At 67.2% G+C, this 23,690-nt stretch carries 28 protein-coding genes; 13 read left to right on the top strand and 15 right to left on the bottom strand.

Annotation, left to right across the window (positions count from 1 at the left end; genetic code table 11):
* Positions 1–173 precede the first annotated feature (173 nt).
* The 7 genes from F614_RS0104520 to F614_RS0104550 are packed head-to-tail and all read left to right on the top strand — an operon-like array spanning position 174 to position 5,337.
* Complete coding sequence (locus tag F614_RS0104520) at positions 174–1,286, top strand: sulfite reductase subunit A (protein WP_018867912.1); 1,113 nt, start codon at positions 174–176, stop codon at positions 1,284–1,286.
* Positions 1,283–1,756, top strand: coding sequence for a cyclic nucleotide-binding domain-containing protein (locus F614_RS0104525; RefSeq protein WP_018867911.1), 474 nt, complete (start codon positions 1,283–1,285; stop codon positions 1,754–1,756). The genes F614_RS0104520 and F614_RS0104525 overlap by 4 nt, the downstream gene beginning before the upstream one ends.
* Positions 1,746–2,621: an FAD/NAD(P)-binding protein gene (locus F614_RS0104530; protein ID WP_019558366.1), complete on the top strand. Its 876-nt coding sequence runs from the start codon at positions 1,746–1,748 to the stop codon at positions 2,619–2,621. Before F614_RS0104525 ends, F614_RS0104530 begins: the two co-directional genes overlap by 11 nt.
* Positions 2,618–3,406 carry an oxidoreductase gene (locus F614_RS0104535; RefSeq protein ID WP_019558367.1) on the top strand — a complete coding sequence of 263 codons (789 nt, stop codon included), beginning with the start codon at positions 2,618–2,620 and terminating at the stop codon, positions 3,404–3,406. Before F614_RS0104530 ends, F614_RS0104535 begins: the two co-directional genes overlap by 4 nt.
* Positions 3,403–4,701 (top strand): Ni/Fe hydrogenase subunit alpha, encoded by a 1,299-nt coding sequence (locus F614_RS0104540; protein WP_019558368.1) that lies wholly within the window; start codon positions 3,403–3,405, stop codon positions 4,699–4,701. The genes F614_RS0104535 and F614_RS0104540 overlap by 4 nt, the downstream gene beginning before the upstream one ends.
* Before the next feature lie 59 nt (positions 4,702–4,760).
* On the top strand, positions 4,761–5,033 hold the full coding sequence (locus F614_RS0104545; protein ID WP_018867907.1) for a BrnT family toxin: 273 nt from the start codon (positions 4,761–4,763) through the stop codon (positions 5,031–5,033).
* 1 nt (position 5,034) lies between these two features.
* Entirely contained in the window at positions 5,035–5,337 is a 303-nt protein-coding gene (locus F614_RS0104550) for a hypothetical protein (RefSeq protein ID WP_018867906.1), read from the top strand.
* 42 nt (positions 5,338–5,379) lie between these two features.
* Here the strand turns inward: F614_RS0104550 and F614_RS0104555 are convergent, their stop codons facing one another.
* Positions 5,380–5,613: an addiction module protein gene (locus tag F614_RS0104555; protein WP_018867905.1), complete on the bottom strand. Its 234-nt coding sequence runs from the start codon at positions 5,611–5,613 to the stop codon at positions 5,380–5,382.
* A gap of 176 nt (positions 5,614–5,789) precedes the next feature.
* On the opposite strand from F614_RS0104555, the gene F614_RS0104560 reads away from it, so the two are divergent.
* On the top strand, positions 5,790–6,236 hold the full coding sequence (locus tag F614_RS0104560) for a hydrogenase maturation protease (protein WP_018867904.1): 447 nt from the start codon (positions 5,790–5,792) through the stop codon (positions 6,234–6,236).
* A 22-nt stretch (positions 6,237–6,258) separates the two neighbouring features.
* Here F614_RS0104560 and F614_RS0104565 read toward each other — a convergent pair whose 3' ends face one another.
* The 10 genes from F614_RS0104565 to F614_RS0104610 form a co-directional block, all read right to left on the bottom strand.
* Complete coding sequence (locus F614_RS0104565; RefSeq protein WP_231373769.1) at positions 6,259–6,975, bottom strand: RES family NAD+ phosphorylase; 717 nt, start codon at positions 6,973–6,975, stop codon at positions 6,259–6,261.
* On the bottom strand, positions 6,947–7,318 hold the full coding sequence (locus tag F614_RS0104570) for an antitoxin Xre/MbcA/ParS toxin-binding domain-containing protein (RefSeq protein ID WP_018867694.1): 372 nt from the start codon (positions 7,316–7,318) through the stop codon (positions 6,947–6,949). Before F614_RS0104570 ends, F614_RS0104565 begins: the two co-directional genes overlap by 29 nt.
* A gap of 140 nt (positions 7,319–7,458) precedes the next feature.
* A complete protein-coding gene (locus tag F614_RS0104575; RefSeq protein ID WP_019558369.1) occupies positions 7,459–8,349 on the bottom strand; it encodes a carbohydrate kinase in 891 nt (296 codons plus the stop codon).
* Positions 8,350–8,367: 18 nt separating this feature from the next.
* The gene (locus F614_RS0104580; RefSeq protein WP_018878183.1) at positions 8,368–9,654 is read right to left on the bottom strand and encodes a GGDEF domain-containing protein; all 1,287 of its coding nucleotides are present in this window, start codon (positions 9,652–9,654) and stop codon (positions 8,368–8,370) included.
* 87 nt (positions 9,655–9,741) lie between these two features.
* Complete coding sequence (locus tag F614_RS0104585; protein ID WP_019558370.1) at positions 9,742–10,623, bottom strand: endonuclease/exonuclease/phosphatase family protein; 882 nt, start codon at positions 10,621–10,623, stop codon at positions 9,742–9,744.
* 37 nt (positions 10,624–10,660) lie between these two features.
* Complete coding sequence (locus F614_RS0104590) at positions 10,661–12,301, bottom strand: acetolactate synthase large subunit (protein ID WP_018867698.1); 1,641 nt, start codon at positions 12,299–12,301, stop codon at positions 10,661–10,663.
* Positions 12,302–12,340: 39 nt separating this feature from the next.
* The gene (locus tag F614_RS0104595) at positions 12,341–12,973 is read right to left on the bottom strand and encodes a thiol:disulfide interchange protein DsbA/DsbL (RefSeq protein ID WP_019558371.1); all 633 of its coding nucleotides are present in this window, start codon (positions 12,971–12,973) and stop codon (positions 12,341–12,343) included.
* Positions 12,974–14,146: a c-type cytochrome biogenesis protein CcsB gene (ccsB, locus tag F614_RS0104600; RefSeq protein ID WP_019558372.1), complete on the bottom strand. Its 1,173-nt coding sequence runs from the start codon at positions 14,144–14,146 to the stop codon at positions 12,974–12,976. It abuts the gene before it with no gap.
* A 26-nt stretch (positions 14,147–14,172) separates the two neighbouring features.
* Positions 14,173–16,245, bottom strand: a complete 2,073-nt coding sequence (locus F614_RS0104605) for a cytochrome c biogenesis protein ResB (protein WP_018867701.1) — start codon at positions 16,243–16,245, stop codon at positions 14,173–14,175.
* 263 nt (positions 16,246–16,508) lie between these two features.
* On the bottom strand, positions 16,509–17,132 hold the full coding sequence (locus F614_RS0104610; RefSeq protein ID WP_018867702.1) for a cytochrome c: 624 nt from the start codon (positions 17,130–17,132) through the stop codon (positions 16,509–16,511).
* A gap of 514 nt (positions 17,133–17,646) precedes the next feature.
* Between F614_RS0104610 and F614_RS0104615 the strand changes: the two genes are divergently transcribed.
* The 4 genes from F614_RS0104615 to F614_RS0104630 all read left to right on the top strand — a co-directional run bounded on the left by F614_RS0104615 (position 17,647) and on the right by F614_RS0104630 (position 20,660).
* The gene (locus F614_RS0104615) at positions 17,647–18,366 is read left to right on the top strand and encodes a DUF3426 domain-containing protein (RefSeq protein ID WP_019558373.1); all 720 of its coding nucleotides are present in this window, start codon (positions 17,647–17,649) and stop codon (positions 18,364–18,366) included.
* Positions 18,367–18,369: 3 nt separating this feature from the next.
* A complete protein-coding gene (locus F614_RS0104620; protein WP_017942598.1) occupies positions 18,370–19,179 on the top strand; it encodes a hypothetical protein in 810 nt (269 codons plus the stop codon).
* A 153-nt stretch (positions 19,180–19,332) separates the two neighbouring features.
* Entirely contained in the window at positions 19,333–20,325 is a 993-nt protein-coding gene (dusB, locus tag F614_RS0104625; protein WP_019558375.1) for a tRNA dihydrouridine synthase DusB, read from the top strand.
* Positions 20,322–20,660, top strand: a complete 339-nt coding sequence (locus tag F614_RS0104630) for a helix-turn-helix domain-containing protein (protein ID WP_018158446.1) — start codon at positions 20,322–20,324, stop codon at positions 20,658–20,660. Before dusB ends, F614_RS0104630 begins: the two co-directional genes overlap by 4 nt.
* 254 nt (positions 20,661–20,914) lie before the next feature.
* Here the strand turns inward: F614_RS0104630 and F614_RS0104635 are convergent, their stop codons facing one another.
* The gene (locus tag F614_RS0104635; RefSeq protein WP_017942595.1) at positions 20,915–21,676 is read right to left on the bottom strand and encodes an inositol monophosphatase family protein; all 762 of its coding nucleotides are present in this window, start codon (positions 21,674–21,676) and stop codon (positions 20,915–20,917) included.
* Between the two features lie 162 nt (positions 21,677–21,838).
* On the opposite strand from F614_RS0104635, the gene F614_RS0104640 reads away from it, so the two are divergent.
* Positions 21,839–22,156 (top strand): DUF2322 family protein, encoded by a 318-nt coding sequence (locus F614_RS0104640; RefSeq protein WP_017942594.1) that lies wholly within the window; start codon positions 21,839–21,841, stop codon positions 22,154–22,156.
* A 9-nt stretch (positions 22,157–22,165) separates the two neighbouring features.
* Here F614_RS0104640 and F614_RS0104645 read toward each other — a convergent pair whose 3' ends face one another.
* Genes F614_RS0104645 through F614_RS0104655 form a run of 3 tightly spaced genes read right to left on the bottom strand, consistent with a single transcriptional unit; the run spans position 22,166 to position 23,648 of the window.
* Positions 22,166–22,750 (bottom strand): histidine phosphatase family protein, encoded by a 585-nt coding sequence (locus tag F614_RS0104645; RefSeq protein ID WP_019558376.1) that lies wholly within the window; start codon positions 22,748–22,750, stop codon positions 22,166–22,168.
* Positions 22,747–23,325, bottom strand: coding sequence for a 1,6-anhydro-N-acetylmuramyl-L-alanine amidase AmpD (gene ampD / locus F614_RS0104650; RefSeq protein WP_018865459.1), 579 nt, complete (start codon positions 23,323–23,325; stop codon positions 22,747–22,749). Before ampD ends, F614_RS0104645 begins: the two co-directional genes overlap by 4 nt.
* A complete protein-coding gene (locus F614_RS0104655; RefSeq protein WP_018878620.1) occupies positions 23,322–23,648 on the bottom strand; it encodes a thioredoxin family protein in 327 nt (108 codons plus the stop codon). Before F614_RS0104655 ends, ampD begins: the two co-directional genes overlap by 4 nt.
* Positions 23,649–23,690 lie beyond the last annotated feature (42 nt).

Here is a 23,690-nt window from a genome sequence, read left to right on the forward strand (position 1 = left end):
GGCCACCGGCCGTCAAGATCGCATCACGCCTTTCCCGGAGTGTGGCACGTATCGGGGCTATTTCCAGTCCGTCACGCGCTGGATCATGGTCGGCACCTGGCGCAATATGAGTGGCACCCGGGTCGGCGGGGCGTGCTTGCCTGCCGTTCGGAGCCACTGACCGGGAGTCGCCGATGGACGTGATCTCGCCAAAAGCCGTGGATACGCTCATCCGCCTGCTGGCCAGTGATGGCTACGAGGTGGTGGGTCCGACGCGGCGCGACGGGGCGATCGTCTACGACCGCGTGCAAGGCCTGGATGACCTGCCGGCGGGCTGGGGGGACGAGCACGCCCCCGGTCACTACCGCCTGCGCGAGCGTGACGACGCGGCCCTGTTCGGCTACGTGGTCGGTCCGCACTCCTGGAAGAAATACCTGTTTCCCCCGCAGGAGACCCTGTTCCGGCTGACCCGCCAGGCGGACGGCAGCTTCACCACCGAGCCGGGCGAATCCGACGCGTCGCCGCGTGCGTTCATCGGCATGCGTGCCTGCGAGCTGGCGGCGATCGGCGTGCAGGACCGGGTGTTCCTCGGCCAGACGGTGCAGGACCGCGGCTATGCAGCGCGGCGTCGGGACGTGTTCATGGTCGCGGCCCACTGCGCCGAGCCCGGCGCCACGTGCTTCTGCGCCTCGATGGATACCGGACCGCGCGCCCGCGAGGGCTTCGACCTGGCCCTGACCGAGGTGATCGATGCCACGCAGCATTTCCTGGTCATCGAGGCGGGGAGCGAGGCGGGGCGCGCGATGTTCGAGCGGCTGGAGCCGCGCCCGGCCACGGACGCCGAGCAGGCCGCGGCCGAACAGGTGTGGGCCGAGGCCCCGGAAAAGATGGGACGGCAGATGCCCGGCGACGCGCGCGAGGTGCTGAACCGGGCCTTCGAGCACCCGCGCTGGGAGGAGACCGCCGAGCGCTGCCTGTCCTGCTCCAACTGCACCCTGGTCTGCCCCACCTGTTTCTGTTCCCAGGTCGAGGAGGTGCCCGATCTGGAAGGTCTGCGCACCGAGCGCCTGCGGCGCTGGGACTCCTGCTTCAACCAGGAACACTCGCACCTGGTCGGCGGCGCCCACCGCGACTCGGTAGCCGCGCGCTACCGCCAGTGGATCACCCACAAACTGGCCACCTGGCACGATCAGTTCGACACCTCCGGCTGTGTCGGCTGCGGACGCTGCATCACCTGGTGCCCGGTGGGGATCGACATCACCGAGGAGGTGACCGCCGTGCGCCGCGACCCGGAGGGCCGGGGATGAAGGAGCTGCTGGCCATCCTTGAGGAACAGCCGTTCTTCGAAGACATGGACGAACGGCACCGGCGCCTGCTGGCGGCCTGCGCGGCCGAACGCAGCTACGCGGCCGGGGCCATCCTGATGCGCGACCACGAACCCACCGAGACCTTCTGGCTGATCCGCGAGGGCCAAGTGGCGCTGGAGGGTCGCCTGCGCGAGGGCAATGTACCCTTTATGACCCTGGGCCCCGGCGACATCCTCGGCTGGTCCTGGCTGCTGCCGCCGTACCGCGCGAGCTACGACGCCCGCGCGACCACCGACTTGCACACCCTGCGCTTCGACGCCGGCGTGCTGCGCGAGCGCATGGAGGCCGACCCGGCGCTTGGCTATACCCTGATGAAGCACTTCGCCGCGCTGATCGTCCAGCGCCTGCAGGCCGCGCGGCTGCAGGCGCTGGACATCTACAGCCACGGAGGGCCCGGGCATGGCACCTGAGACCCTGCAGCCCCGCGCCGACAGTGACCTGCCGGAACAGGCGATGGCGCCGCAGCCCTGGCGCATCCATTCGGTGCGGCCGGATGTCGCCAGCAACGAGGTGTTCAGCTGGACGCTGTACCCCGAACCGGGAGTCGACCCGGGGCCGCTGCCGACCCCCGGGCAGTTCAACATGCTCTACCTGTTCGGCGTGGGCGAGGTGCCGATCTCGGTCTCCGCGATCACCGACGACGGCGGCATCGTGCACACCATCCGCGCGGTGGGCAGCGTGACCCGCGCGATGCAGGATCTGGAGGCCGGAGCGGTGGTTGGCCTGCGCGGGCCGTTCGGCACGGCCTGGCCGCTGGAACAGGCGCGCGGGCGCGATCTGGTGCTGGTCGCCGGCGGCATCGGCCTGGCCCCGCTGCGCCCGGTCATCCACGCGGCGCTCCAGCGGCGTTCGGAGTTCGGCCACATGGTGGTCTGTTACGGCGCGCGTTCGCCCGGCGACATGATCTTCCGCGACGAGCTGGACGACTGGGCGGCGCGCGATGATGTGGATCTGCGCATCACCGTGGATCGCGGCACCGCCGCCTGGCGCGGCGATGTCGGCGTGGTCACCCAGCTGGTCGATCGCGGCGGCTTCGACCGGCGCAATACTCTGGCGATGACCTGTGGCCCGGAGGTGATGATGCGCTTCACCGCGTCTACCCTGGAGCGCCGCGGCCTGAAGCCGGAGGATATCTTTGTCTCGATGGAGCGCAACATGCGCTGCGCGGTGGGCTTTTGCGGCCACTGCCAGATCGGGTCGCACTTCGTCTGCCGCGACGGCCCCGTGTTCCCCTACCCGGTGATGGAGCCGGCCTTCCGGATACGCGAGCTATGAGACGGGAACAACCGACCCTCGCGGTATTCAAGTTCGCCTCCTGCGACGGCTGCCAGCTCTCGCTGCTCGACTGCGAGGACGAGCTGCTGGCGGTCACCGACCAGATCCAGATCGCCCACTTCCCCGAGGCCACGCGCACCCGCATCGACGGGCCGTGGGACCTGACGCTGGTCGAGGGCTCGATCACCACGCCGCAGGCGGCGGAGGAGATCCGCGAGATCCGCCGCGCCTCGCAGTTCCTCGTGACCATCGGCGCCTGCGCCACCACCGGCGGCATCCAGGCCCTGCGCAACTTCGCCGACGTCGAGGAATTCACCCGCCAGGTCTACGCCCACCCGGAATACATCGAGACCCTGGCCACCTCGGATGCCATCAGCCAGCACGTGCCGGTGGACTTCGAGCTGCGCGGCTGCCCGATCGACAAGTACCAGTTGCTGGAGGTCGTCAGCGCCTTCCTCTACGGCCGCCGCCCGCAGATCTCCAGCGCCAGCGTCTGCGAGGAGTGCAAGCGGGCGGGGCAGGTCTGCGTGATGGTCGCCCACGGCACGCCCTGCCTGGGCCCGGTCACCCATGCCGGCTGCGGCGCGTTGTGCCCTGGTTGCAACCGCGGCTGCTATGGCTGCTTCGGGCCCAAGGAGACGCCCAACGCGCCGGGCCTGTCCGGCCAGCTGGAGACGCTGGGGATGGACCGCGCCACGCGCGTGCGCTTCTACCGCACCTTCAACGCCGGCGCCGACGCCTTCCGCGAGGAGAGCGAGCGCCAGGAATCAGGAAACGAAACATGAGCGAGACCCGCACTATCGAAGTCGACTACCTCGCGCGCGTGGAGGGCGAGGGCGCGATGTACGTGCGCACCGAGGGCGACCGCGTGGAGGAGGTGAAGCTGTCGATCTTCGAGGCCCCACGCTTCTTCGAGGGCTTCCTGCGCGGACGCGACTTCCGCGAGGCCCCGGACATCACCGCGCGCATCTGCGGCATCTGCCCCATCGCCTACCAGATGGGCGCCTCGCTGGCGATGGAGGACATCTGCGGGGTGACCGTGGACGGCGTGCTGCAGGACCTGCGGCGGCTGGCCTACTGCGGCGAATGGATCGAGAGCCACGCCCTGCACGTGTTCATGCTGCACCTACCGGACTTCCTTGGCTATCCCGACGCGGTCACCGCCGCGAAGGACCACCCGGACATGGTGCGCAACGGCCTGCGCATCAAGAAGATCGGCAACGCCATCCTGCGCTTTTTGGGCGGGCGCGAGATCCACCCGGTCAACCTGCGGGTCGGTGGCTTCTACCGCACGCCGACGCCTGCCGAGGTCGCCGGCCTGCGCGAGGACCTGGCCTGGGGCCTGGAGGCGTCCTGCGAGGTGGCCGAGTTCCTCGCCACCCTCGACTACCCGAACCTGGAACGCGACTACGAGTTCGTGTCGCTGGTGCACCCGGACGAATACCCGATCACCCACGGCCGGCTGGGCTCGAGCAGCGGCCTGGACGCCGCCATCCGCGAGTACGACGACGTCTTCACCGAGGAGCACGTGGCCCACTCCAACGCCCTGCACAGCCACCGCTCCGACAGCGGCGAACCGGTCTTCATGGGTCCGCTGGCGCGCTTCGCGCTGAACCGCGAGCGCCTCACCCCGCGCGCCGCCGAGCTGGCCGAGCGCGCCGGGCTGGGCGCGGCCTGCCGCAACCCGTTCCGCAGTATCCAGGTGCGCATGATCGAGATCGTGCTCGCCTTCGAGGAGGCCCTGCGCCTGGTCGACGGCTATCGGGCCGCACCGGCCGAACCCGCGCTGCCGGTCACCCCGCGCGCCGGCACCGGCTTCGGCGCCACCGAGGCCCCGCGCGGCATCTGCTACCACCGCTACCGCATCGACGACGCGGGCATCATCACCGACGCCAAGATCGTCCCGCCCACCTCGGTCAACCAGCCCACCATCGAGGCCGACCTGCGCGAACTGGTGCAGACCCACCTCCACCTGCCGGACGACGAACTGCGCCACCACTGCGAGGTCGCCATCCGCAACTACGACCCCTGCATCTCCTGCGCCACCCACTTCCTCGACCTCACGGTCGACCGCCAGTGAGCCCAAAGATTCAATGAGGAAAAGATGCCAATAGGCACACGTCCTGCTAGAGTCGACGAATGAAGCAGATCAACTGGGACGCTGCGAAAAACGAGAAGTTGATGGCGGAAAGGGGCATATCCTTCGAGGACGTGGTTTTCGCCCTTCAGTCGGGCAGCCTGCTGGACGACGTGGTCCACCCGAACGGGGAGAAGTACCCGAACCAGCGGATGTTTGTCGTCCGGGTTGATGCCTACGTATGGTTGGTGCCATATGTTGAAAACGACAAGGAATTCTTTCTCAAGACTGCAATTCCCAGTCGCAAAGCCACCCGACAATATTTGAGGGGATAGCATGGGAAAGCCCAATCTGAGCCAGGAAGAGCAGGAACTGCTCGATGCCTATGAGGCGGGCGAGTTCGAATCGGCTCTGGACGATGAGCGTCGAGAATACGTTGCGCACGCGGCTGAAGAGACCTTCCGAAAAAACAAGCGGATCAACATCCGCATTTCCGGGCGGGACCTGGAGGCCCTGCAGCGCCGAGCCCTCGAGGAAGGTATCCCGTACCAGACACTGGTCTCCAGTATCCTGCACAAGTACGTTTCCGGCGGGTTGAGAGACGCCGCCACCGGCAAGTCCCACGCGAAAACGCGATGAGAGAACACCGGTGCTGATTGGTTTCCGGTTCTACTGAAATATTCAGCCAGTGCGGCCCGGAAAACGCCGATCCAGTTCGTCACGCGAGAGGGTTTCCGCGTCCCCGCTCTCGACCTGCGCAAGGCGGCGGGCAATCTCCTGCTCCCAGGCCGCGGCGACGCCGGTGTCCGGCGCCCCCTCCAGGGTCTCCAGAAGATCATGCACCAGCCGTGCACGCTCCGAGTCCGGGAGCGCTCGCGCCTGGTCAAGAATCGTTTCGAAGTCGTCGCCCGGCATGTCTGACAGTGTTCACAAGGGGTGGTGGTCTTTCAGGTTACGCCTGTGCCGGAGCGTGTTCCAGCGAGCCTGGGCATCCCAGGGCTGGCCGGAGACCATCACTCTTGCTGGGAACCGATCCGGCAAGCGAATCGCATCGCGGGACAAAGCTCGTGAGTACTGAAAAGGGCCCGCTAGTGATCGGTATCGGCAACCCCTGGCGCGGCGACGACGGCATCGGCCACGCGGTAGTCGATGCACTCGAAGGCACGGCAGGCCTCGCCACCGCGAAAAGCCACGGCGAACCCGCTGAGCTGATGGAGCTGTGGCAGGGCCACGACCCGGTGATCCTGGTCGATGCCATTGTCACCGGCGCCGCCCCCGGCACCCTCCACCGCCTGGACGCCCGCGAGCCCCTGCCGCGCGGCGCGCGCTACTCCTCCCACGGTATCGGCCTCGCCGAAGCCGTCGAACTCGCCCGCTCCCTGGGCGAGCTTCCCCAGCACGTCATCGTCCACGGCATCGAGCCCGCCCGCCTCGAGGATGGCGCAGGGCTCTCCCCCGAGATCTCAGTTGCCATTGTCCGGATTTTCGAGAACATCCGAATGGAGCTCACCGGGCCCCGGCCTGACGCCTCTCGCTGACCGGAATCCTACGGGGGACGGATCAGGCGGAGGACGAGGCCGGGAAGGTAAAGGACTCATCTCGGCCGGCCCGGATGCAGTTGCTTTCGCTGGCGCCCAGGTAGAGATACCAGGTTTGCTGGGTAAGAGGTTCCGGCTGCGTGAATACTGCCGGGGCCAGGAGCGCCAGATTGGCGCCTCGCTGAGGGTCGCGCACAGATTCATAACGGATGGCCTGGATACCGGCTCGTCGCGCTTCGGCAGCGAGCGCCCGGGTGGCGGTGTAGTCGTCCGGGTGGGTCCACTGGGCGCGATCCTGGTTGAGCGGCGGACGGGTCAGGTCCAGGTGACTCGGGGTGCGCCAGGCGACGTTGAAGACCGTGAGCGATTCGTGGGCTTCAGGTAACGGTGTGCCCGGGGATGTCTCGAAAAAGTGTCGGCGCCAGTAGCTGAACTCGGCCAGTCCCGTGCGGACGGCTTCGGCACAGTAGAAGACGCCCTCCCCCTCCTGTGGCCGACGGAACCGGGAACCGAAGGGCGACGGCGGATAGCGGAACGGCGTCTTGAGGAGGTAATGCAAATGCGCCGTATTGGCGGGAAAGGCGGGCTTGGTCTCCTCCAGAATCGCCTCCAGCACTTCCTGCTCGTCCCGGGTACTCACAAGCTTGCGGGTGGACACGGTGTACTGATGCTCCACCACCCGCCATCCCTCGCCGTTCGCAGGCGCGGCTTCAGATGCGAGCGCGGTGTGCGTCCACATACTCGACTACGCGAGCCAGCCCCGCCACATTGTCCACTAGGTCTCCCGGAACACCGTGCAGGTCGGCATTGGGATTGCGCATCCAGGCCCGAAGGGAACGCTCGTCGCCGGCCGTGATGGCGTCAAGCCCACGGTAGAGACGGACCAGCAGGGCCGCGATCTCCCAGTGCTTGGTGCGCTCGTCCAGAAAATAACCACCGGCGTACATGCGGCTGATTGTAGCGGGGCTCAGCCCCAGGGCCCGGGCCAGCTCCGACTGTTTCATGCCGAGCCGTGCCCCGGCCTGCGCGACGGCCCTGGTGAGTACCTCCTGGCGCTGTTCCGCGTTTGCCGTTTGTTCCATATGGCCCTCCCGGGACAAGAACGAGTATTTCTATAGAAAATATAGAGCCAGGCTCTTCCTGACGCAAAAAAATCGCGTGGGCGTGAAGTCGCGGTGTCCCTTTTGGTTCACGCTGGGGTGTCCGGCGTCCCGGCGTGTCGTCAGGCCCGGGGCCAGTCGCGCGTGGCTTGCTGGTAGAAGGCCGCGTCGTCGGTGGTGGCGCCCTGCAGGGTGCAGACGGAGGCGGCAAATCGGAGGGCGCGCTCCAGGGTGGTCGCCCAGGGCCAGGCGTTTTGCAGGCCGATGATGGCGACGCTGGCGAAGGCGTCGCCGGCGCCCACGGCGTCGCGGAACCCGTCGACGGGCGGTGCCGGTGCCTGCCAGTGCTGGCCATCAGGCTCGTGGATGGCGGCACCACCGGCCCCGTGGGTGACGATCAGGGCGGAGCGGATCGCGGCCCGTTCGAGCAGCGCGGTCGGGCGCTCGGCCTCGGCGACATCCGGGGCCAGGGTCGCGGCCTCGTCGGTGTTCAGCTTCACCACATCGGCGCCGCGGATCAGCGCGAGAACGTCATCGGTGTCGTACCACGGTGCCCGCAGGTTCACGTCGACGAAGCGCTGGCGTGAGCGGGCCCGCAGGCGTTCCAGCAGCTCGCGATTGCCGGTGCGCAGGGCCAGCGTCCCGTGATAGAGGAGCGTGGCCGTAGCCGGCAGCTGCTCCGCCCAGTCCGCCGGGACGTCGTCATAGGCCTGGCCGGGGACGATGGTGTAGCTCGGCTCGCCCTGCTCCAGGGTGACGCGGACCTCGCCGGTCGGGGCCGTGGGGTGCTGGTACAGCCCGCGTGTATCCATCCCGATGTGGTGCATGCGTTCCCGCACGCGGCGGCCATCGGCGTCGTCGCCGATGCCGCCCACAAAGCAGGCGGCGGCACCCAGCTGATGCAGGTTCCAGGCGACGTTAAAGGGCGCGCCGCCGAGGACGCGCGTGCCGTCGGGGAAGCCGTCGAACAGGACCTCGCCGAAGATCAGGTGAGATGGGGGCGTGCCGTGCATGACGTCTCCCGGGGTGGATCAGCCGTCGGCGCGTTCAATGCGGTCGCGCCCGCGTTTCTTCGCCTCGAGCAACGCGTGGTCGGCCGCATCGAAGATCGCCTCCGGGGCGGCGGCGGGGTTGATGCCGGCCAGGCCCGCGGAGATGGTGACCTTCAGCCGGGTGTTCCCGGCGCGCACGATCAGGCGATCGACCGCCTCGCGGATAGTGTCCGCCTGTGTATGGGCGGCCGCGGGTTCGCGGTAGAGGATCATCACGAATTCCTCGCCGCCGTAGCGCGCGACAAAGTCGGGTGCGCGGACCCCTTCGGCCAGGATCTCGGCGACCGCCCGCAGGACCTTGTCGCCCGCGCTGTGTCCGTATTCGTCGTTGATGGTCTTGAAGTGGTCGATGTCCCAGACCAGCAGGGAGGCGGCGCCGGCCTTTTTCAGCTCCGCCGGGAGCTGGGCCAGGCGCTGTTCGAAGGCGGTGCGGTTGGGCAGGCCGGTCAGGCTGTCGCGCGTGGCCTCGGCGCGGGCCTGTTCCAGGCGCGTGCGCAGGGCCTGCACCTGGCCCTCCAGACTGCGGCCCTTGGAGCGCAGGGCGCGGTTGCGCTCCAGTGCTGCCAGCAGCTCGGTTTCCTGTTCATCGCGAAACGCGGTGACCCGCTCCACCATGCGGTCGAGGCCGCGGCTGACCTCGGTGCGCAGGGTCGCCAGATCGTCGACGTCGACGACCCGGCCCTTGATATGGGCGACATCGCCGGAGATCCCGGCATGCAGCTCGGACACGGATTCGCGGGCGCGTTCGCCGCGGGCCTCGTCCTCGGACAAGGCGGTGTCGACGTCCTCGAGGCGGTGCCAGATCTCGCCGACGACCTCGGTCAGCTCCTCGCGCTCGGTCATGGCCTTCTGGCACTTGTCGTGCAGGACCGTGAACAGACGGTTGAGGGTGCGTTCGATCTCCGCCTTGTCGCGGCGGTCAGCGGCCCGGGTCAGGGCGTCCACCTCGGAATCGAGGAACTCGAAGCCGTGCAGGCCGCGGCGCACCACCTCGAGGATGCCCTCGGCAAGATCCTGGCGATGGTCGCTGGAACGTACCGCGTCAGCGAGCTGGCCGCTCAGGCGGTCCAGCCAGGCGGTGTCGCCGGGGTCGGACTCGATGGCCCGGGTCAGGTCGCGGACCGCGCCCTCCAGTGCCGGCACCTTGGCGGACACCACCGCAAGCGAACGCAGCGCGACTCGGCGGATCGTGTCCTGCAGGGCCCGTTCCCGGTCCAGCGAGCGTTCGAGCTCGATGATGGTTCTACGCAGATCGCTGTCGGACATCGGGAAATCCCGGAAGCTAGGCGTGTCTATTTAAACGCGGAATAAGGGTAGATGCCACCGGGATCGTACCCGTATACGGGCAACGGTTTAGTGCGCTGGATCATGAAGGGCCTGGCGCTGCGGCAGTTCGATCTCGATGCCGACCGGGAGATGGTCGGACAGCGCAACGTTGTAGACGCGCACGTCGCTGACATGCAGGTCGGGGGTCAGCAGGATGTGGTCGAAGACCAGGCGCGGGTCCCAGGCGGGGTAGGTCGCGGGGCAGGCCATTGGCTCCATCAGGCCGGTGCGCGCGACCAGCTGGCGCAGTTCCTCACTGTCCTGCTGGCAGTTGAGATCGCCCATGACCACCGCATGGGGGAGGTCCTGGATGTGTTCCGCGACGTAGGCCAGCTGGGACTTGCGGGTCCGCTTGCCGAGGGCGAGGTGCAGCAGGAACAGGACCAGTTCGTCTCCGTCGCCCATCGCGTAGTGCGCCTCGATCGCGCCGCGTCCCGGCAGGGCGCCTGGCAGGCGGTGCATCTCGACCCGGTCCGGTTCCAGGCGCGAGAACAGGGCCAGGGAGTGCTTGGCGAACTGCCCGAGATCCCGGTTGATCCGGTTGTAGGTGTACGGGAACTGCGCGCGCTCGGAGAGATAGGACGCCAGATCGACGAAATTGCTGCGGATGCTGCCGCCGTCCAGCTCCTGCACGCCGACGATATCGAACTCGGAGATGAACCGCGCGACCCGGTCCAGGTTGTCCATGCGCCCGCCATAGGGGAGCACGTGCTTCCAGCTGTTGGTGACGTAGTGATGCAGGCGGGAAGAGTGGATGCCCACCTGGGCATTGAAACTCAGCAGACGCAGGCGCTGGCTGCCCTGTTCGTGCTGGTAGCTCAGTTGTTCCGGGGTGGCGGTTTCCGGTTGCGCCTCGCCTTCGGGGCCGGGGGGCGTGGCACGACGGTCGCCGGGCGCGATCGACGTCATCGCGGGTGGTCTCCTGCTGGAGGGAAAGTCCGTGTTCTCAGAATGGACAAACCAGCTCGCCCAAACGTTCCGTCAGCTTCATGTTCTCGCTGTAGTCGACCGGGCAGTCGATCACGGTCACGCCCGGCTCCACCAGGGCCTCGCGCAGGGCCATTTCGAGGCTGTCTCCCGGTTCGATGCGCACGCCGCGGGCGCCGAAGGCGCGGGCCAGCTGGACGAAATCCGGGTTGCCGAATTCGACGAAGGCCTTGCGCCCGTACTCGCGGACCTGCTTCCACTCGATCAGGCCGTAGGCGTTGTCGTTCCAGATCAGCACCACGAAATTCAGGCCCAGCCGGACCGCGGTCTCCAGCTCCTGCACGTTCATCAGGAAACCGGCATCGCCGGTGACGGCGACGACCTGGCGTTCGGGATGGAGTTTGGCCGCGGCGATGGCGCCGGGCAGCGCGATCCCCATGCTGGCGAAGCCGTTGGAGATCAGGCAGGTGTTGGGTAGCTCGCAGCGGAACATGCGCGCCATCCAGAGCTTGTGGGCGCCGACATCGGTGATCATGATCGCGTCGAGATCCGCCGCGGTGCGCAGGTCCCAGATCAGCTTCTGTGGCTTGAGCGGCACCTGGGTGTCGTCGCGGTGCTCGTTCATGTCCTCGATCAGGCTCTGGCGCAGCGGGCGCAGGATGGTCTCCTCGCGAGGACTGACCTGCTCGGCCAGTCGGTGCAGACACGTTGTCAAATCCCCGAGGACCTCGGCCGTCACGTTGTAGTGGCCGTCGATCTCGGCCGGGGCCGAATCGATGTGGATCAGGGTGCGGTCGCCGTCCGGATGCCAGAAGCTCGGCGGGTATTCGACCAGGTCGTAGCCGATGCAGACGATCACGTCGGCCTTGTGGAAGCCGAAGTTCACGAAGTCCTGGCTCTGCAGCCCGACCGAGCCGAGTGCCAGCGGGTGGCGGAACGGCAGTACGCCCTTGGCCATGAAGGTATTGGCCACCGGGATGTTCAGCGCGCTGGCGAGCGTGGCCAGGGCCCCGCTGGCGCCGGAGCGGATCACACCGTTGCCGGCGAGGATCAGCGGGTGGTGGGCCTCGTTCAGCAACCGGGCCGCGGCCTCCAGCGAGGCGTCGGCCGGCACGGCCGCCGGGCCGGCGTGGACCGGCAGGGGCGGGTTGGGGCACGGCTGCGAGGCGATGTTCTCGGGTAGTTCGAGGAAGCTGGCCCCGGGTTTGCCGCCTTCGGCCCACTTGAAGGCCTTGCGCACCACCTCCGGGAGAATCTCGGGCTCGACCACGCTGGAGCTGTACTTGGTGATCGGCTGGAACAGGCCCTTCAGGTCGAGGACCTGATGCGATTCCTTGTGCAGGCGATGGGTGCTGGCCTGGCCGGCAATCGCGACCAGCGGCGCGTGATCCATATTGGCGTCGGCAACGCCGGTGATCAGGTTGGTGGCGCCGGGACCCAGGGTCGCGAGGCAGACGCCCGCCTTGCCCGACAGGCGCCCGTGGACGTCGGCCATAAAGGCGGCGCCCTGTTCGTGGCGCGTGGTGACGAATTCGATGGAGGAGTCGGCCAGGGCATCGAGAACAGCCATGTTCTCCTCGCCCGGCAGACCGAAGATGCGTTCGACGCCCTCCTGCTCGAGGCATTCGACCAGGCGCTGGGCGGTGGTCGGCGTGCTCATGCTGAAGGCGCCCCGGCGGCCCGCGGCATAAGCCGCGCGCTAGCCGCGGGCACGTTCGATCAGGTAGTCGGCAACCTCCAGCATCTCGTCGTGCCCGCCGGCCATGCTGGCGGAGACGATGGCCTCGCCATTGATGACCAGGGTCGGCACGCCGCCAACGCCGTAGTCCTGCACGGCCTCGGTGGCCTCGACGATCCGGCGGCGGATCGCGTCGGAGCGCATGGTCTCGCGGAACTCGTCCGCATCCAGCCCGCGCTGGTTGATGAAGCGCAGAATTGCGCTTTCCGAGCGCATCTGACGGCCCTGATCGTGGATCGCGTCGTAGAACGCCTGATGCACGTCGTCGAGCACGCCTAGTTTCTCGGCGGTGTAGAACACCCGCGCATGCAGCGCCCAGACGTCGTTCATCGGCGCCGGGAGGTACTCGAACTGCACGTCGTCGGCCAGGTTCGGCTTCCAGGCCTGGACCTTGGGCTCGAAGGCGTAGCAGTGCGGGCAGCCGTACCAGAACACCTCGACCACCTGGATCTTGCCGTCCTCCAGCCCGGTATCCAGCGGGGGCTGGATGGCCCGGTAGTGCTGGCCCTCGCGGAACTCGGCCGCGAGGCTGGTGCCGGTGGCGAGGAGCAGGCCGGCGCCGCCCACGGCGCCCATGAATTCACGACGCTTCATTTACAGCTCTCCGTAGGAATGCAGGCCGGACAGGAACATATTCACGCCCAGGAAGGTGAAGGTCGTGACGAACAGCCCGATGATCGCCCACCAGGCCATGACCGGTCCGCGCCAGCCCTTGGTAAAGCGCATGTGCAGCCAGGCGGCGTAGGTCAGCCACAGGATCAGGCTCCAGGTCTCCTTCGGATCCCAGGTCCAGTAGCCGCCCCAGGCCTCGGCGGCCCACATCGCGCCGAGCACGGTGGCGATGGTGAAGAAGGCGAAGCCGATCGCGATGGCCTTGTACATCACGCTGTCCAGCGCTTCCTTGCTCGGGATGCGCTGGGTGAGGGCGGCGTCGGGCCGGGTGCGCTCGAGCCGATGCTTGACCAGATAGGCCACCCCCAGCATCGCGGCGATGGCGAAGCCGCCGTAGCCAACAAAGTTGGTAGGCACGTGGATCTTCATCCACCAGCTGTTCAGAGCGGGCACCAGCGGCTCAATCTCGTGTGCCTGGCGGTCCCACATGTACCACAGCAGGAAGGTGACGGATGCGGCGATCACCAGCATGACGAACGCACCCATGGTGCGCTGGCCGGTGCGGCTCTCGTAGTAGAGGTACATCAGCGTGGTCAGGGCGGCCAGCAGGATGAAGACCTCGTACAGGTTGGCGACGGGGATATAGCCCCAGGTCGGATCGGTCAGGTAGATCTCGCGCCAGCGCACCAGCAGGGCCATCAGCCCGGCCCCGGCACCGATCCAGGCGAACGCGCCGCCGACGCGGGTGGGGAAGTCGGAGCGGCTGAACAGCCCGGTGATGTAGGCCACCGTGGACAGGTACAGGAAGACGCTCATCCACATTACACCGGCCTGGCCCGAACCGACGTAGTTCAGCCAGAAGTTGGTGCTCCCGCGGGCGAGGTCGTCGCCGTACATCCAGATACCGAACAGTGCGAGGACCCCGACAATGATCGAGAACGCCTGCCACGGGCGCCAGAACCAGCCCATCCAGGCACTCAGGCCGACGGCCAGGATCAGGCCGCCGGTGTCGTAGCGGTCCATCATGTGGCCGTATTGCCAGAAGGCGATCAGCCCGACGGCGATCGTCAGGGCGATGTACGCCCAGTCGCGCGGCTGGATGCGCCGGAAGATGCCGGGCCGTTCGAAATCCAGGGCCTCGTGGGGGACTGACATGGGGTGCTCCTCCGACTGCTTAGCTTTTAGTCGTTTTTGTTGTTGGACTCATGGGTGCCGTCGCTGGCGCCATCGACCGGCTTCTGATCGATGATCCACCTCTTAAGATGCGCGAAACGTTCCTCGAATTCCACCTGGTGGCGGTTGCTCGTGCCGGCCATCACCACGTGAGTGCCTTCGCCGTTCTCGCTCCGCCGCGCCATGATCCACAGGCGCTGATAGGACACGTAGAAGAGGAAGAAGATCCCGACGATCAGCATCACGCTGCCGGTGTAGACGGTGCTCTGGCCGGGGGCGCGTGCGATCTGCAGGCCGGACGCCTCGCGGTGCTCGAAATCCTTCAGGTGGAAGAAGAACGGCGACTGATAAAGGCTGATGGCATTGATCGCGGAGATCGTATCCTCCAGGAAACGCTGCTCTTCTTCCTGGATCGAGACTACACCCTCGTCCTGAAGGACTTCCATGTAAAGCCCCTGGAGGCCGGCGTGCAGGATGCGGATCATCAGGTCGCGCACCTCGTCGATGCGCTCGCCCGGTACGCGCCGTTCGATCTCGTTGTTGACGGCCATGTAGCCGCCCTCGGCGAACAGCCCCATCAGCTCGGCCGTCGTGCGGGCGATGGCCTGGGTCTGCTCGTTGGGTACCGTCTCGTCGTCGCGCGCCACCTGGCGGGCAATCTCGTTGCGCACTTCGGGGTTGTGCAGCATGGCCAGGTAGGTGCGGAAGCGCTCCAGCGAATCGTCGGCATCTGCCGGCAGGAACAGGTAGTGGAATTCCTCCGCCGGACTCTCGCGCACGCCGCTGAGGAAATACATCGCCCCTTCCTGCAGGGCCGGGCGCTGGTAGTTGCGGTAGTACAGGCCGTGGCCGGTGCGGTCCATCAGGCGGAAATCGAAGCTCGGGCCCATATGGCGGTTCTCGCGCACGCCCTCTTCGTTGAGCAGCGGAACCACGTTCTCCAGCTGAAAGTTGGTGAACTCGATGATCCGGGTGTCGCCGTCCGGCGTCGGGACCTCCATCTCCTGGAACACACGACCGGGCACCTCGAGCTCGCGCAGGGCCTCGGCGCCCAGCGGGATGGCGTCGATATCCAGGCGGGTGCCGCCGTCGGCGAAGCTTGCCTGATAGATCGCGAAGCCGTTGTAGATCAACGGGTGGTTGACCGAGATGGTGTGCCGCAGCGGCTCGTCGCGGTTCGGATCATGGATAACCAGGTCCGACTCGTAGGAGCTTTCGGCACCGGTGGAGAAGCGTTCGATCCGGAACTCCTCCAGTTCGACGCGGAAGGGCAGCTCCTGCACGAAGTAGCCTTCCCGCATCGGCAGGAACACCACATTCGCCGATGCACCCTCGGGGATCTCCACCGAGCCGCGGAAGGACGGGTTCCAGTCCGGTATCCAGGCCGAACGCGGGACCTCGGAGATCGGTACGCTGCGGGTCTCGATCTCGAGATTCCCCAGCCACTCGTTAACCTTCAGCAGGGTCGTGCCGTCGGCCAGGGCGCCCACACAGATCACCACGATGCCGACATGGGTCAGCAGGTAACCCATGCGGTTCCAGCGCCCGCGCATGGCAGCGATCACGGTCTGTCCGTCGTGGTTCTTCTCGCGCGCCTTGAAACCCTGTGCCTTCAGCACCCGGTGGGCGTGCTGGATGAACTCCTCCGGTGACTGATCGAGATCGCCGGTGGCACTGGAATGGAACGAGCGCAGGGACTTTTCCTTGACCTGCGTGTTGTAGCGGCGCAGGTCCTTCAGCAGCCCGGGGGTCTGGCGATAGACGCAGAAGGAGGTCGAGATGACCAGGAAGGCCACCACCAGCAGGAACCAGGTCGCGGAATACACCTGATACAGGCCCATCCCGGCAAAGATCTCGTGCCAGAAAGGCCCGTAGTCCATCAGATACTCGGTGTACGGTTCGTTCTGCACCAGGACGGTGCCGATGACCGAGGCGATCGCGAGGGCCACCAGGAGGGTGATCGCCAGGCTCATCGAGCCCATGAAATCGACCAGTATGCGGCTGCGCCGCGGCTTGCGCGCGGCCTTCTGGCGGGATGCGGGGGCCGGGCCGGCGGTGGCGGCCTGATCGTTATTCGACATGCTGAAACCTGCTTTAGCCTGACGGACTATGCGAAGCAACCCGACAGGGGTTCAATTTCCAAGACAAACTGCGCGGGCGTTGCGCGACCAGTGGATGGACCGATGATCCGCCGGGGAGTTCGCGCGCCCCACCATGACGCCCCTGTACAGGATTGCATTCCAACTGGGTGCGTTTTTCTGCGCCCACAAAAAAGGGGCGGCCAAGGCCGCCCCTTCCCTGGGTCGCTTCGCCGCCACTCCTGCGCGGCGTACCCGAAGCCGAATCAGTTGCTCGGCTGCAGGCCGGCCATATACTGGGACACGGCCTCGATGTCTTCATCGGACATGTTGCGCACCACATTGCGCATCATGCGGCCATTGTCGTTGGCGCGCTCGCCGCTGCGGAAGTAACGCAGCTGATCCGCGCTGTACTGCGCGTGCTGGCTGGCGACGGCCGGGAACATGGCTTCCGGGTTGCCGTTGCCGTTCGGGCCGTGGCAGGCAATGCAGGCGGCGACGTTCTGCGACGGGATGCCGCCGCGGTAGATCTGCTCGCCCCGTTCGACCACCGACTCGTCGGCGGTGCCGGCGCTGATTTCCTGCTCGGCATAGAAGGCCGCCAGGTCGCGCATGTCCTGCTCGTCCAGGTTGGCCACTTGGCCCAGCATCAGGCTGTTCTCGCGGCGTTCGGACTTGTAGTCCTGCAGCTGCTTCACGGTGTACTTGGCGTGCTGGCCGGCCAGCTTGGGCCATTCCGGGTTCACGCTGTTGCCATCCGCCTGGTGGCAGGCCGCGCAGGCTTGGGACAGTTCCTGGCCGCGCTGGGGATCGCCCGCCTGGGCTGCCGACAGCGGGAGCAGCAGGGATACGGACAGGGCAGCAAAGAGAGCGGAAAGCTTGTGGTTCATGACGGAGAATCTCCTGCTTGTAAATGCGTGCCGGGTCGCGACCCGTTCCTTGTGCCCCATCGTAGGGCGATCAACATAAGGGGCGCAGTTTATAGCACAATGCTAATTTGTGCTCAAAAATAAACCGAGTCCGGCACTCGGCCAAGGGAAACACTGATCAATGTACACACTCGCGTTGGCACCCCAGGTTTTCCGAGACAAGGCGCGTCGCGCAGCGGGTAGTGGTTCTACCCGCAAGCGGCGCAACGCAGGATCGGGGAACCTGGGGTGCCAACCCCACAAATTGGTAAAGGAAGGGGCTCGGCCGCTTTTGCGCGCGCACGGCGTTGCGGCTCCCTTGTGCAGAATGACTGCACGGCAGTCACCGCGCCTTGTTCGCACGCAAAAGCGACTCGAGCGCGAATGTGTACATTGATCAGTGTTTCCCTAGGAACACGCCAACCCATGGGCATCGTCGCGCCGGTACCGTCCTTCTCGCTCGACCGGACGCAGCTACGGCCATCCGGACGCTGACATGCTCGCCCGCTGCCCGCAATGCGGCGTCACCCACGCCCTCGCCCGCGGGTCCAAGATCCGCCAGCGGCGGGTGCACTGCACCCACTGCGGCGCCGAGTTCGATCTGTTCCCGGCCCTCGAGATCGGCGGCGCCGGCGAACGCGTCCTGGGGGAGGGGCTCCTTCCCGCGCAGCCCGCTCGCACCCGCGCGATCGAGAGTGCGCCGGTCATCGCCACCGCCATCGACATCGAACGCCACCCGGGCCCTCTGGACCTGGCCGCCCCCGCCCGACGCCGTGTCTGGCCGGGGCTGTTCGTGGCCGCCGGCCTGAGCGTTCTGCTGGGCGCGCAACTGCTGGCCTTCCCGCCCGTGGCACCGGGTCATAACCATTACCTGGACCAGACTCGCGCCCAGCTGTGCGCCACCCTCCCCTGCCCGGTCTGGAACCCGCTGCGCGCGCCCGAGCGCATCCGGGTGTCGACACCGGACTTCTTCACCAGTATCGATGGCACGCTGCACCTCCAGTTCCAGCTGGAAAGCCCGGTGCGGCAGGCCTGGCCCGTCCTCGACATCCATCTGAGCGACCAGCTGGACACGCGCCATGGCGCTCTGCGCCTGACCCCGAACGACTACACCGACACGGACGCCCCGATGCCCCCCCACAAACCCGCCACCCAGCGCCTGAGCCTCACCAGCCCCCATGCCCGCATCACGGGCATCCAGATCCAGCCCCGCTGACCTATGCCCGACACCCCCGACCCGCAACTCGTTCAAGCGGCGCAGGATCGCCTAGCGCGAGATCCGGGGCGCATTGTCAGCCTGGATTTCTGCGGAGCACGCTACGTCATCAAGCGGGTACGCGAGAAGGCGCGCAGCCGTCACCAGCAATGGGCCATCCGGGTACTTTGCCGTACCTTCTTCCCATTCCTGACGGCGCCGGGCAACGCCCCGCCACGCGATGGCTGGTACGAGATGGAGCGCGTTCGGGCACTCCAGACGCTGGGGCAACCGGTTCCACAGGTGGTCGCGCAATTGCCGGACGCGGTGATGTACAGCCATTGCGGCGAAAATGTCGAACACACGCTTCGGGAACAGGACCCGGCGGCCCGCCGCGCCACACTCGAGGCAGTGACACGCAACCTCGCTACTTTTCATCGCGCCGGCTGCTGGCACGGCGGCGCCCAGTTGCGCAACGTACTGTTCGACGGCCAGCACTTCTATCGCGTGGACTTCGAGGAGGACCTTGACCGGGTCCTGTCACTGGAATTGGCCCAGGTCTACGACCTGTTCCAGCACCTGGCGGATGCCACCACCTGGGCCGCGGGAGACGACACCGCCGAGTCTCTGGGGCGCGACCTGCTGGCCCTGTACCAGGCCGAACACTGGAGCCCGCGGCACACCCGGGCCCTGCGCGGCGTGGCCCGGCTTCTGGCCCCGTTCCGCTGGCTGGGGCCGTGGCTGGACAACGCCCGTAGCCGCGACGTCCGACGCAGCGTGGCGATGGCCCGCGTGACCCGAGAGGGCATACGCCGAGGGCCAAGGAAACACTGATCCATCTACACGCTCGCAATAGCCTTGAGGCAGGGAGTGCGGATATCAATCCGTGTTTCCCTGGAACGGGAAATGCGAGCACGCTGACCACCGGCGGCGGGCGCCTCGAGGTGCTAGACTCCCCGGCTTCCCCGATTCAATCGTCAGCCCCAGATGCAGCTCGGAACCCATCACTTCGCGGACCCCGTCGTGTTCCTGGCCCCCATGGCCGGCGTGAGCGATCGCCCGTTCCGATTGCTGGCCCGCCGCCTGGGCGCCAGCGCGGCGGTATCCGAGATGGTCACCTCCGACACCCGGCTGTGGGCCAGCGACAAGAGCCGCCACCGGCTGGACCACCGTCAGGAGCCGCGCCCGCGCATCGTCCAGCTGCTGGGCAACGAACCCGAGCCGCTGGCCGAGGCGGCGCGGGAGAACGTGCGCCGGGGCGCCGACGTGATCGACCTGAACCTGGGCTGCCCCGCGAAGAAGGTCTGCAGCAAGGCCGCGGGATCGGCCCTGCTGGGCGAGCCGGAGCGGGTGCGCGAACTGCTCCAGGCGCTCACGGAGGCCGTCACCGTGCCGGTCACGCTGAAGATGCGCCTGGGCCTGGACCGCGAGCGAATGAACGGCGAAGAGATCGCATCCATTGCCGAGGCCTGCGGCATCGCGATGCTGACCGTGCACGGACGCACCCGGGCCGATGCCTACCGCGGGCAGGCGGACCATGCCGCGATCGCGCGCATCGTCCGGTCGGTCTCCATCCCGGTGCTCGCCAATGGCGACATCACGGACCCGGACACGGCGATGCGGGTACTGGATACCACCGGCGCGGCGGGGGTGATGATCGGACGCGCCGCCCAGGGACAGCCCTGGCTGCCGGGTCAGATCCGCGCCGCGCTGGCCGGCGAAGCGATCCCGCCGGCACCGGCCCTGGCCGCGCGCCTGGCTCTGATCGAGGAACACGTCACCGGCCTGCACACCCAGTACGGCGAACCGCAGGGTGTGCGTATCGCGCGCAAGCACCTGGGCTGGTATCTTCTTGGTCTGGGTCTCGACGAGGCCCGCACCCGGGCGGCCCGGGCTGACCTTCTCGCCGCCCCCACGGCCAGCGAACAACTGCGGCGCCTGCGCGCCCACCTGACGGGAATCGCAAGCGAGGCTGCATGAGCGTGAACATGCCACTCGAACAGGACCCGGACGTCCAGGAAGCATCGGTTGCGGCCACACTCCCGTCCGACTGTGTGCTGGCGGACTCGGTCCGGCGAGCGCTGGATCAGTATTTCGAGACCCTGGACGGGCAAAGCAGCCACGACCTTTACGCACTGGTCATGAACGAGGTGGAGCGCCCCCTGCTGGCCAGTGTGCTGGAGCGCTGCGGGGGCAACCAGAGCCGCGCCGCCGCCCTGCTCGGGCTCAACCGCGCCACCCTGCGCAAGAAGCTGCGCGCCCACGGGCTGGTGGAGGCCAACGGGAACGGCAACGGGAACGGCGCCGCGACCTGACGTTCGGTTCTGGTCACAGGAAGCCAGGAAGGCCGGAAGAATGACTTCGGTTTCCGAGACGGATACCATTTACGGCCAGCTGGAAAAACCAACAGGTTACTGATGCAGGGCCTGGCCAATGATCGCCCCGAAATGCGCGGCATCACCAGCCAGCCTGCAGCCAATCGCGGCTTTCCCCTTCCAATCTTCCCGTCTTCCTGTAGACCGCCCTTCTCGGTGTCCCCTGTGTCCTCAGTGGTTCAATCAGCCCGCCGCTAGTCCTTCCAGGCGAGACGGTTCAGGGCCGTCCGGTGCAATTCCGGAGTGGCCGCGGCCAGGACGTTCGCGGTCTTCAGGTCGAGCTCGCCACCGGAGAGGTTGGTGAACACGCCGCCCGCCTCGCGCACGATCACCGCCAGTGCGGCGATGTCCAGGATGTTGACGTCGGACTCGATGATCAGGTCGATGCTGCCACGTGCCAGCAGGTGGTAGTGGTAGAAATCCCCGTAGCCACGGGTGCGGTTGACCTCGGCCATAATGCCGCCCAGCGCGGTCCACCCCTCGGGGCTCTGCGCCAGGGACTTGAGGTTGCCGGTGGACAGCGAGGCGCGCCCGAGATCGACGGTCTTCTCGACCGCGATCGGGTTGCCGTTCAGGAAGGCGCCCTGGCCCTTCTCCGCCCAGGCCCGTTCGCCGAACTGGATGCCGTTGGACAGCCCCAGGATCAGCTCGCCCTTGTACATGAGCGCAATCTGGGTGGAGAAGAACGGGTAGCGCCGCACGAAGCTCTTGGTCCCGTCGATCGGGTCGATCAGCCAGACATAGTCGGAGTCCATGTCCGACTGCCCGGTCTCCTCGCCATAGAAGCCGTGGTCCGGAAAGTGCTCGCGGATCACCTGGCGGATCGCCTGTTCGCTCTCCACGTCGGCCCGGGTCACCGGGGTGTCGTCGGGTTTGGTTTCGACGTCGACACCCGCCTCGTAGTAGTGGCGGATCACCTTCTCGGCGGCATCAGCGGCGGCCTGGGCGGCCTCCATGAACGCGCTTCGCGACATGTTCGTGTCCCCTCGGCAAAAGCTCGTATCTTAGCATGCGGCACATTCCTCGCTGACCCGGGGCGACCCTGCCGCCTTCGCGGGTTGGTTGTCGCCGCCGGGTCATGCCCCGATAATGCCGCGATTCTTTCGAGGAGCCGGAACATGTCCAAGAAGCTGCCCGACGTCAGCAATATCGAACGCCTGGAGTTGTTTGGCGAGGACTACAACCCCACCGCGACCATCGAGAACGTGGACGGCCAGAGCCTGTCGCTGCAGATCTACTACCAGCTGGCGCTGGATTACGGCGGCATCGGGCCCAAGGCGGCCAACTCGGGCCTGCTGCTGTACGGCAGCCACGCCGACGACGCCCGCGCCAACCCGGGCAAGCATCCGAACATCGACCGGCTGATCGACGTCCTGAACAACGACTACTACCTGTCGGTGAAGGCCGTCCCCAAGCGCGGCAGCCAGGCCGGCTAACAACCGGGCCTAGACCCGGTTGGCGTAAAGCAGCCGCCAGCCCCGGGTCGGATGCCGATGCAGCCGGGTGCGGCTGGCGTACTCGCAATCGAGCTGGTACAGGCGGTCGTCCGGCACGCCCAGCACCCAGCCGACCAGCGCGCGTATAACCCCCGCATGCACCACCATCAGCACCCGTTCGGACTGCAGCGGCCGCAAGGCCCCATCGAAACCGGCCTCGACCCGGCGGCGAAAGGCCGTTAGCGGCTCCGCACCGGCCGGGCGCGCGTGCACCGGGTCGGCATAGAAGGCGCGGTATTCCTCCGGTCGATCCCGCTGCAGGTCGACCCGCGTACGCCCCTCCCAGTCGCCAAAACCGATCTCGCGCAGGTGCGGCTCCAGGATCAACGGAAGGTCCTGTGTGGAGGCGTAGTGCTCGGCAAACGCGCGGCAGCGCTGCATTGGCGAGCTGACCACATACTGCCACTCCTCCTCGCCCCGGACCGCCCGCTCCATCTGGCTCCAGCCGCGCGCGCTCAGCGGGTCGTCGCAGCCATGGCCGCGGTAACGCTGGCCGCCCTCCGGCTCGCCGTGACGCAGCAGGTCCACAATCATGCGCTCACCTCGTGCAGTTCCTGCCGCAGGCGCGCCCAGTCGAAATGGGGGCCCGGATCCGTCTTGCGTCCCGGGGCGATATCGCTGTGGCCGGCCAGCGCATCCGGCCCGATATCCGGCCAGCGGGTGCGGACCCAGCCAATCATTCGCGCGAGCGCGGCGTACTGCGCCGGGGTAAAGGGATCCTCGTCGGTCCCCTCCAGTTCGATCCCGATGGAGAAGTCGTTGCAGCGCTCGCGTCCCTGCCACCGCGACACCCCGGCATGCCAGGCGCGTCGGGAGAACGGCACGAACTGGGTCGCCTGGCCCTCGCGGTCGATCAGCACATGGGCGGAGACGCGCAGGCCGCCGACCTCGGCAAAGTAGGGGTGGGCATCCGGATCCAGACGATTCTGGAACAGCTCGGCGACGTGCCCTCCACCGAACTCGCCCGGCGGCAGGCTGATCGCGTGCACCACGATCAGTTCCGGTTGCTGACCGGGCGGACGCTCATCCTGGTTCGGGCTGTCGAGGCGCTGCGCTGGCGGGTACCAGTCCCGGTCCGGCGTGACGGTTTCGGCGTGCGGGGATTTCACGGCGCCTCCTCGGGCGGTCGGGCCAGTACGGCCGCCAGCCCCTCGCGCAACAGGGGCAGGCGCGGCGGGGCTTCCAGGCGACCGTGATAGGCCCCCGCCTGAAACACGAACAGTGCCGGCAGATGGAAGACCTCGAACTCCCGCACCAGGGCGGTATCGGTCTCGGCATCCACCTCGAACAGCGCCGGCGCATCCCCCGCCGCCTGCCATTCCGCCAGGACCCGCCCCATGACCTTGCAGGCCCCGCAGCCCTGGCGCGTGAACAGGATGACCGCCGGCCCCGGGACATCCATCAGGTGCTGATGAAAGTCGAACTGGGTCAATATCGGGAGCGACTCCCGGCCCGCGGCGGATGCCGCGGCACG

The organism is Thioalkalivibrio sp. ALE12, from assembly GCF_000381105.1.
Lineage (GTDB): Bacteria > Pseudomonadota > Gammaproteobacteria > Ectothiorhodospirales > Ectothiorhodospiraceae > Thioalkalivibrio.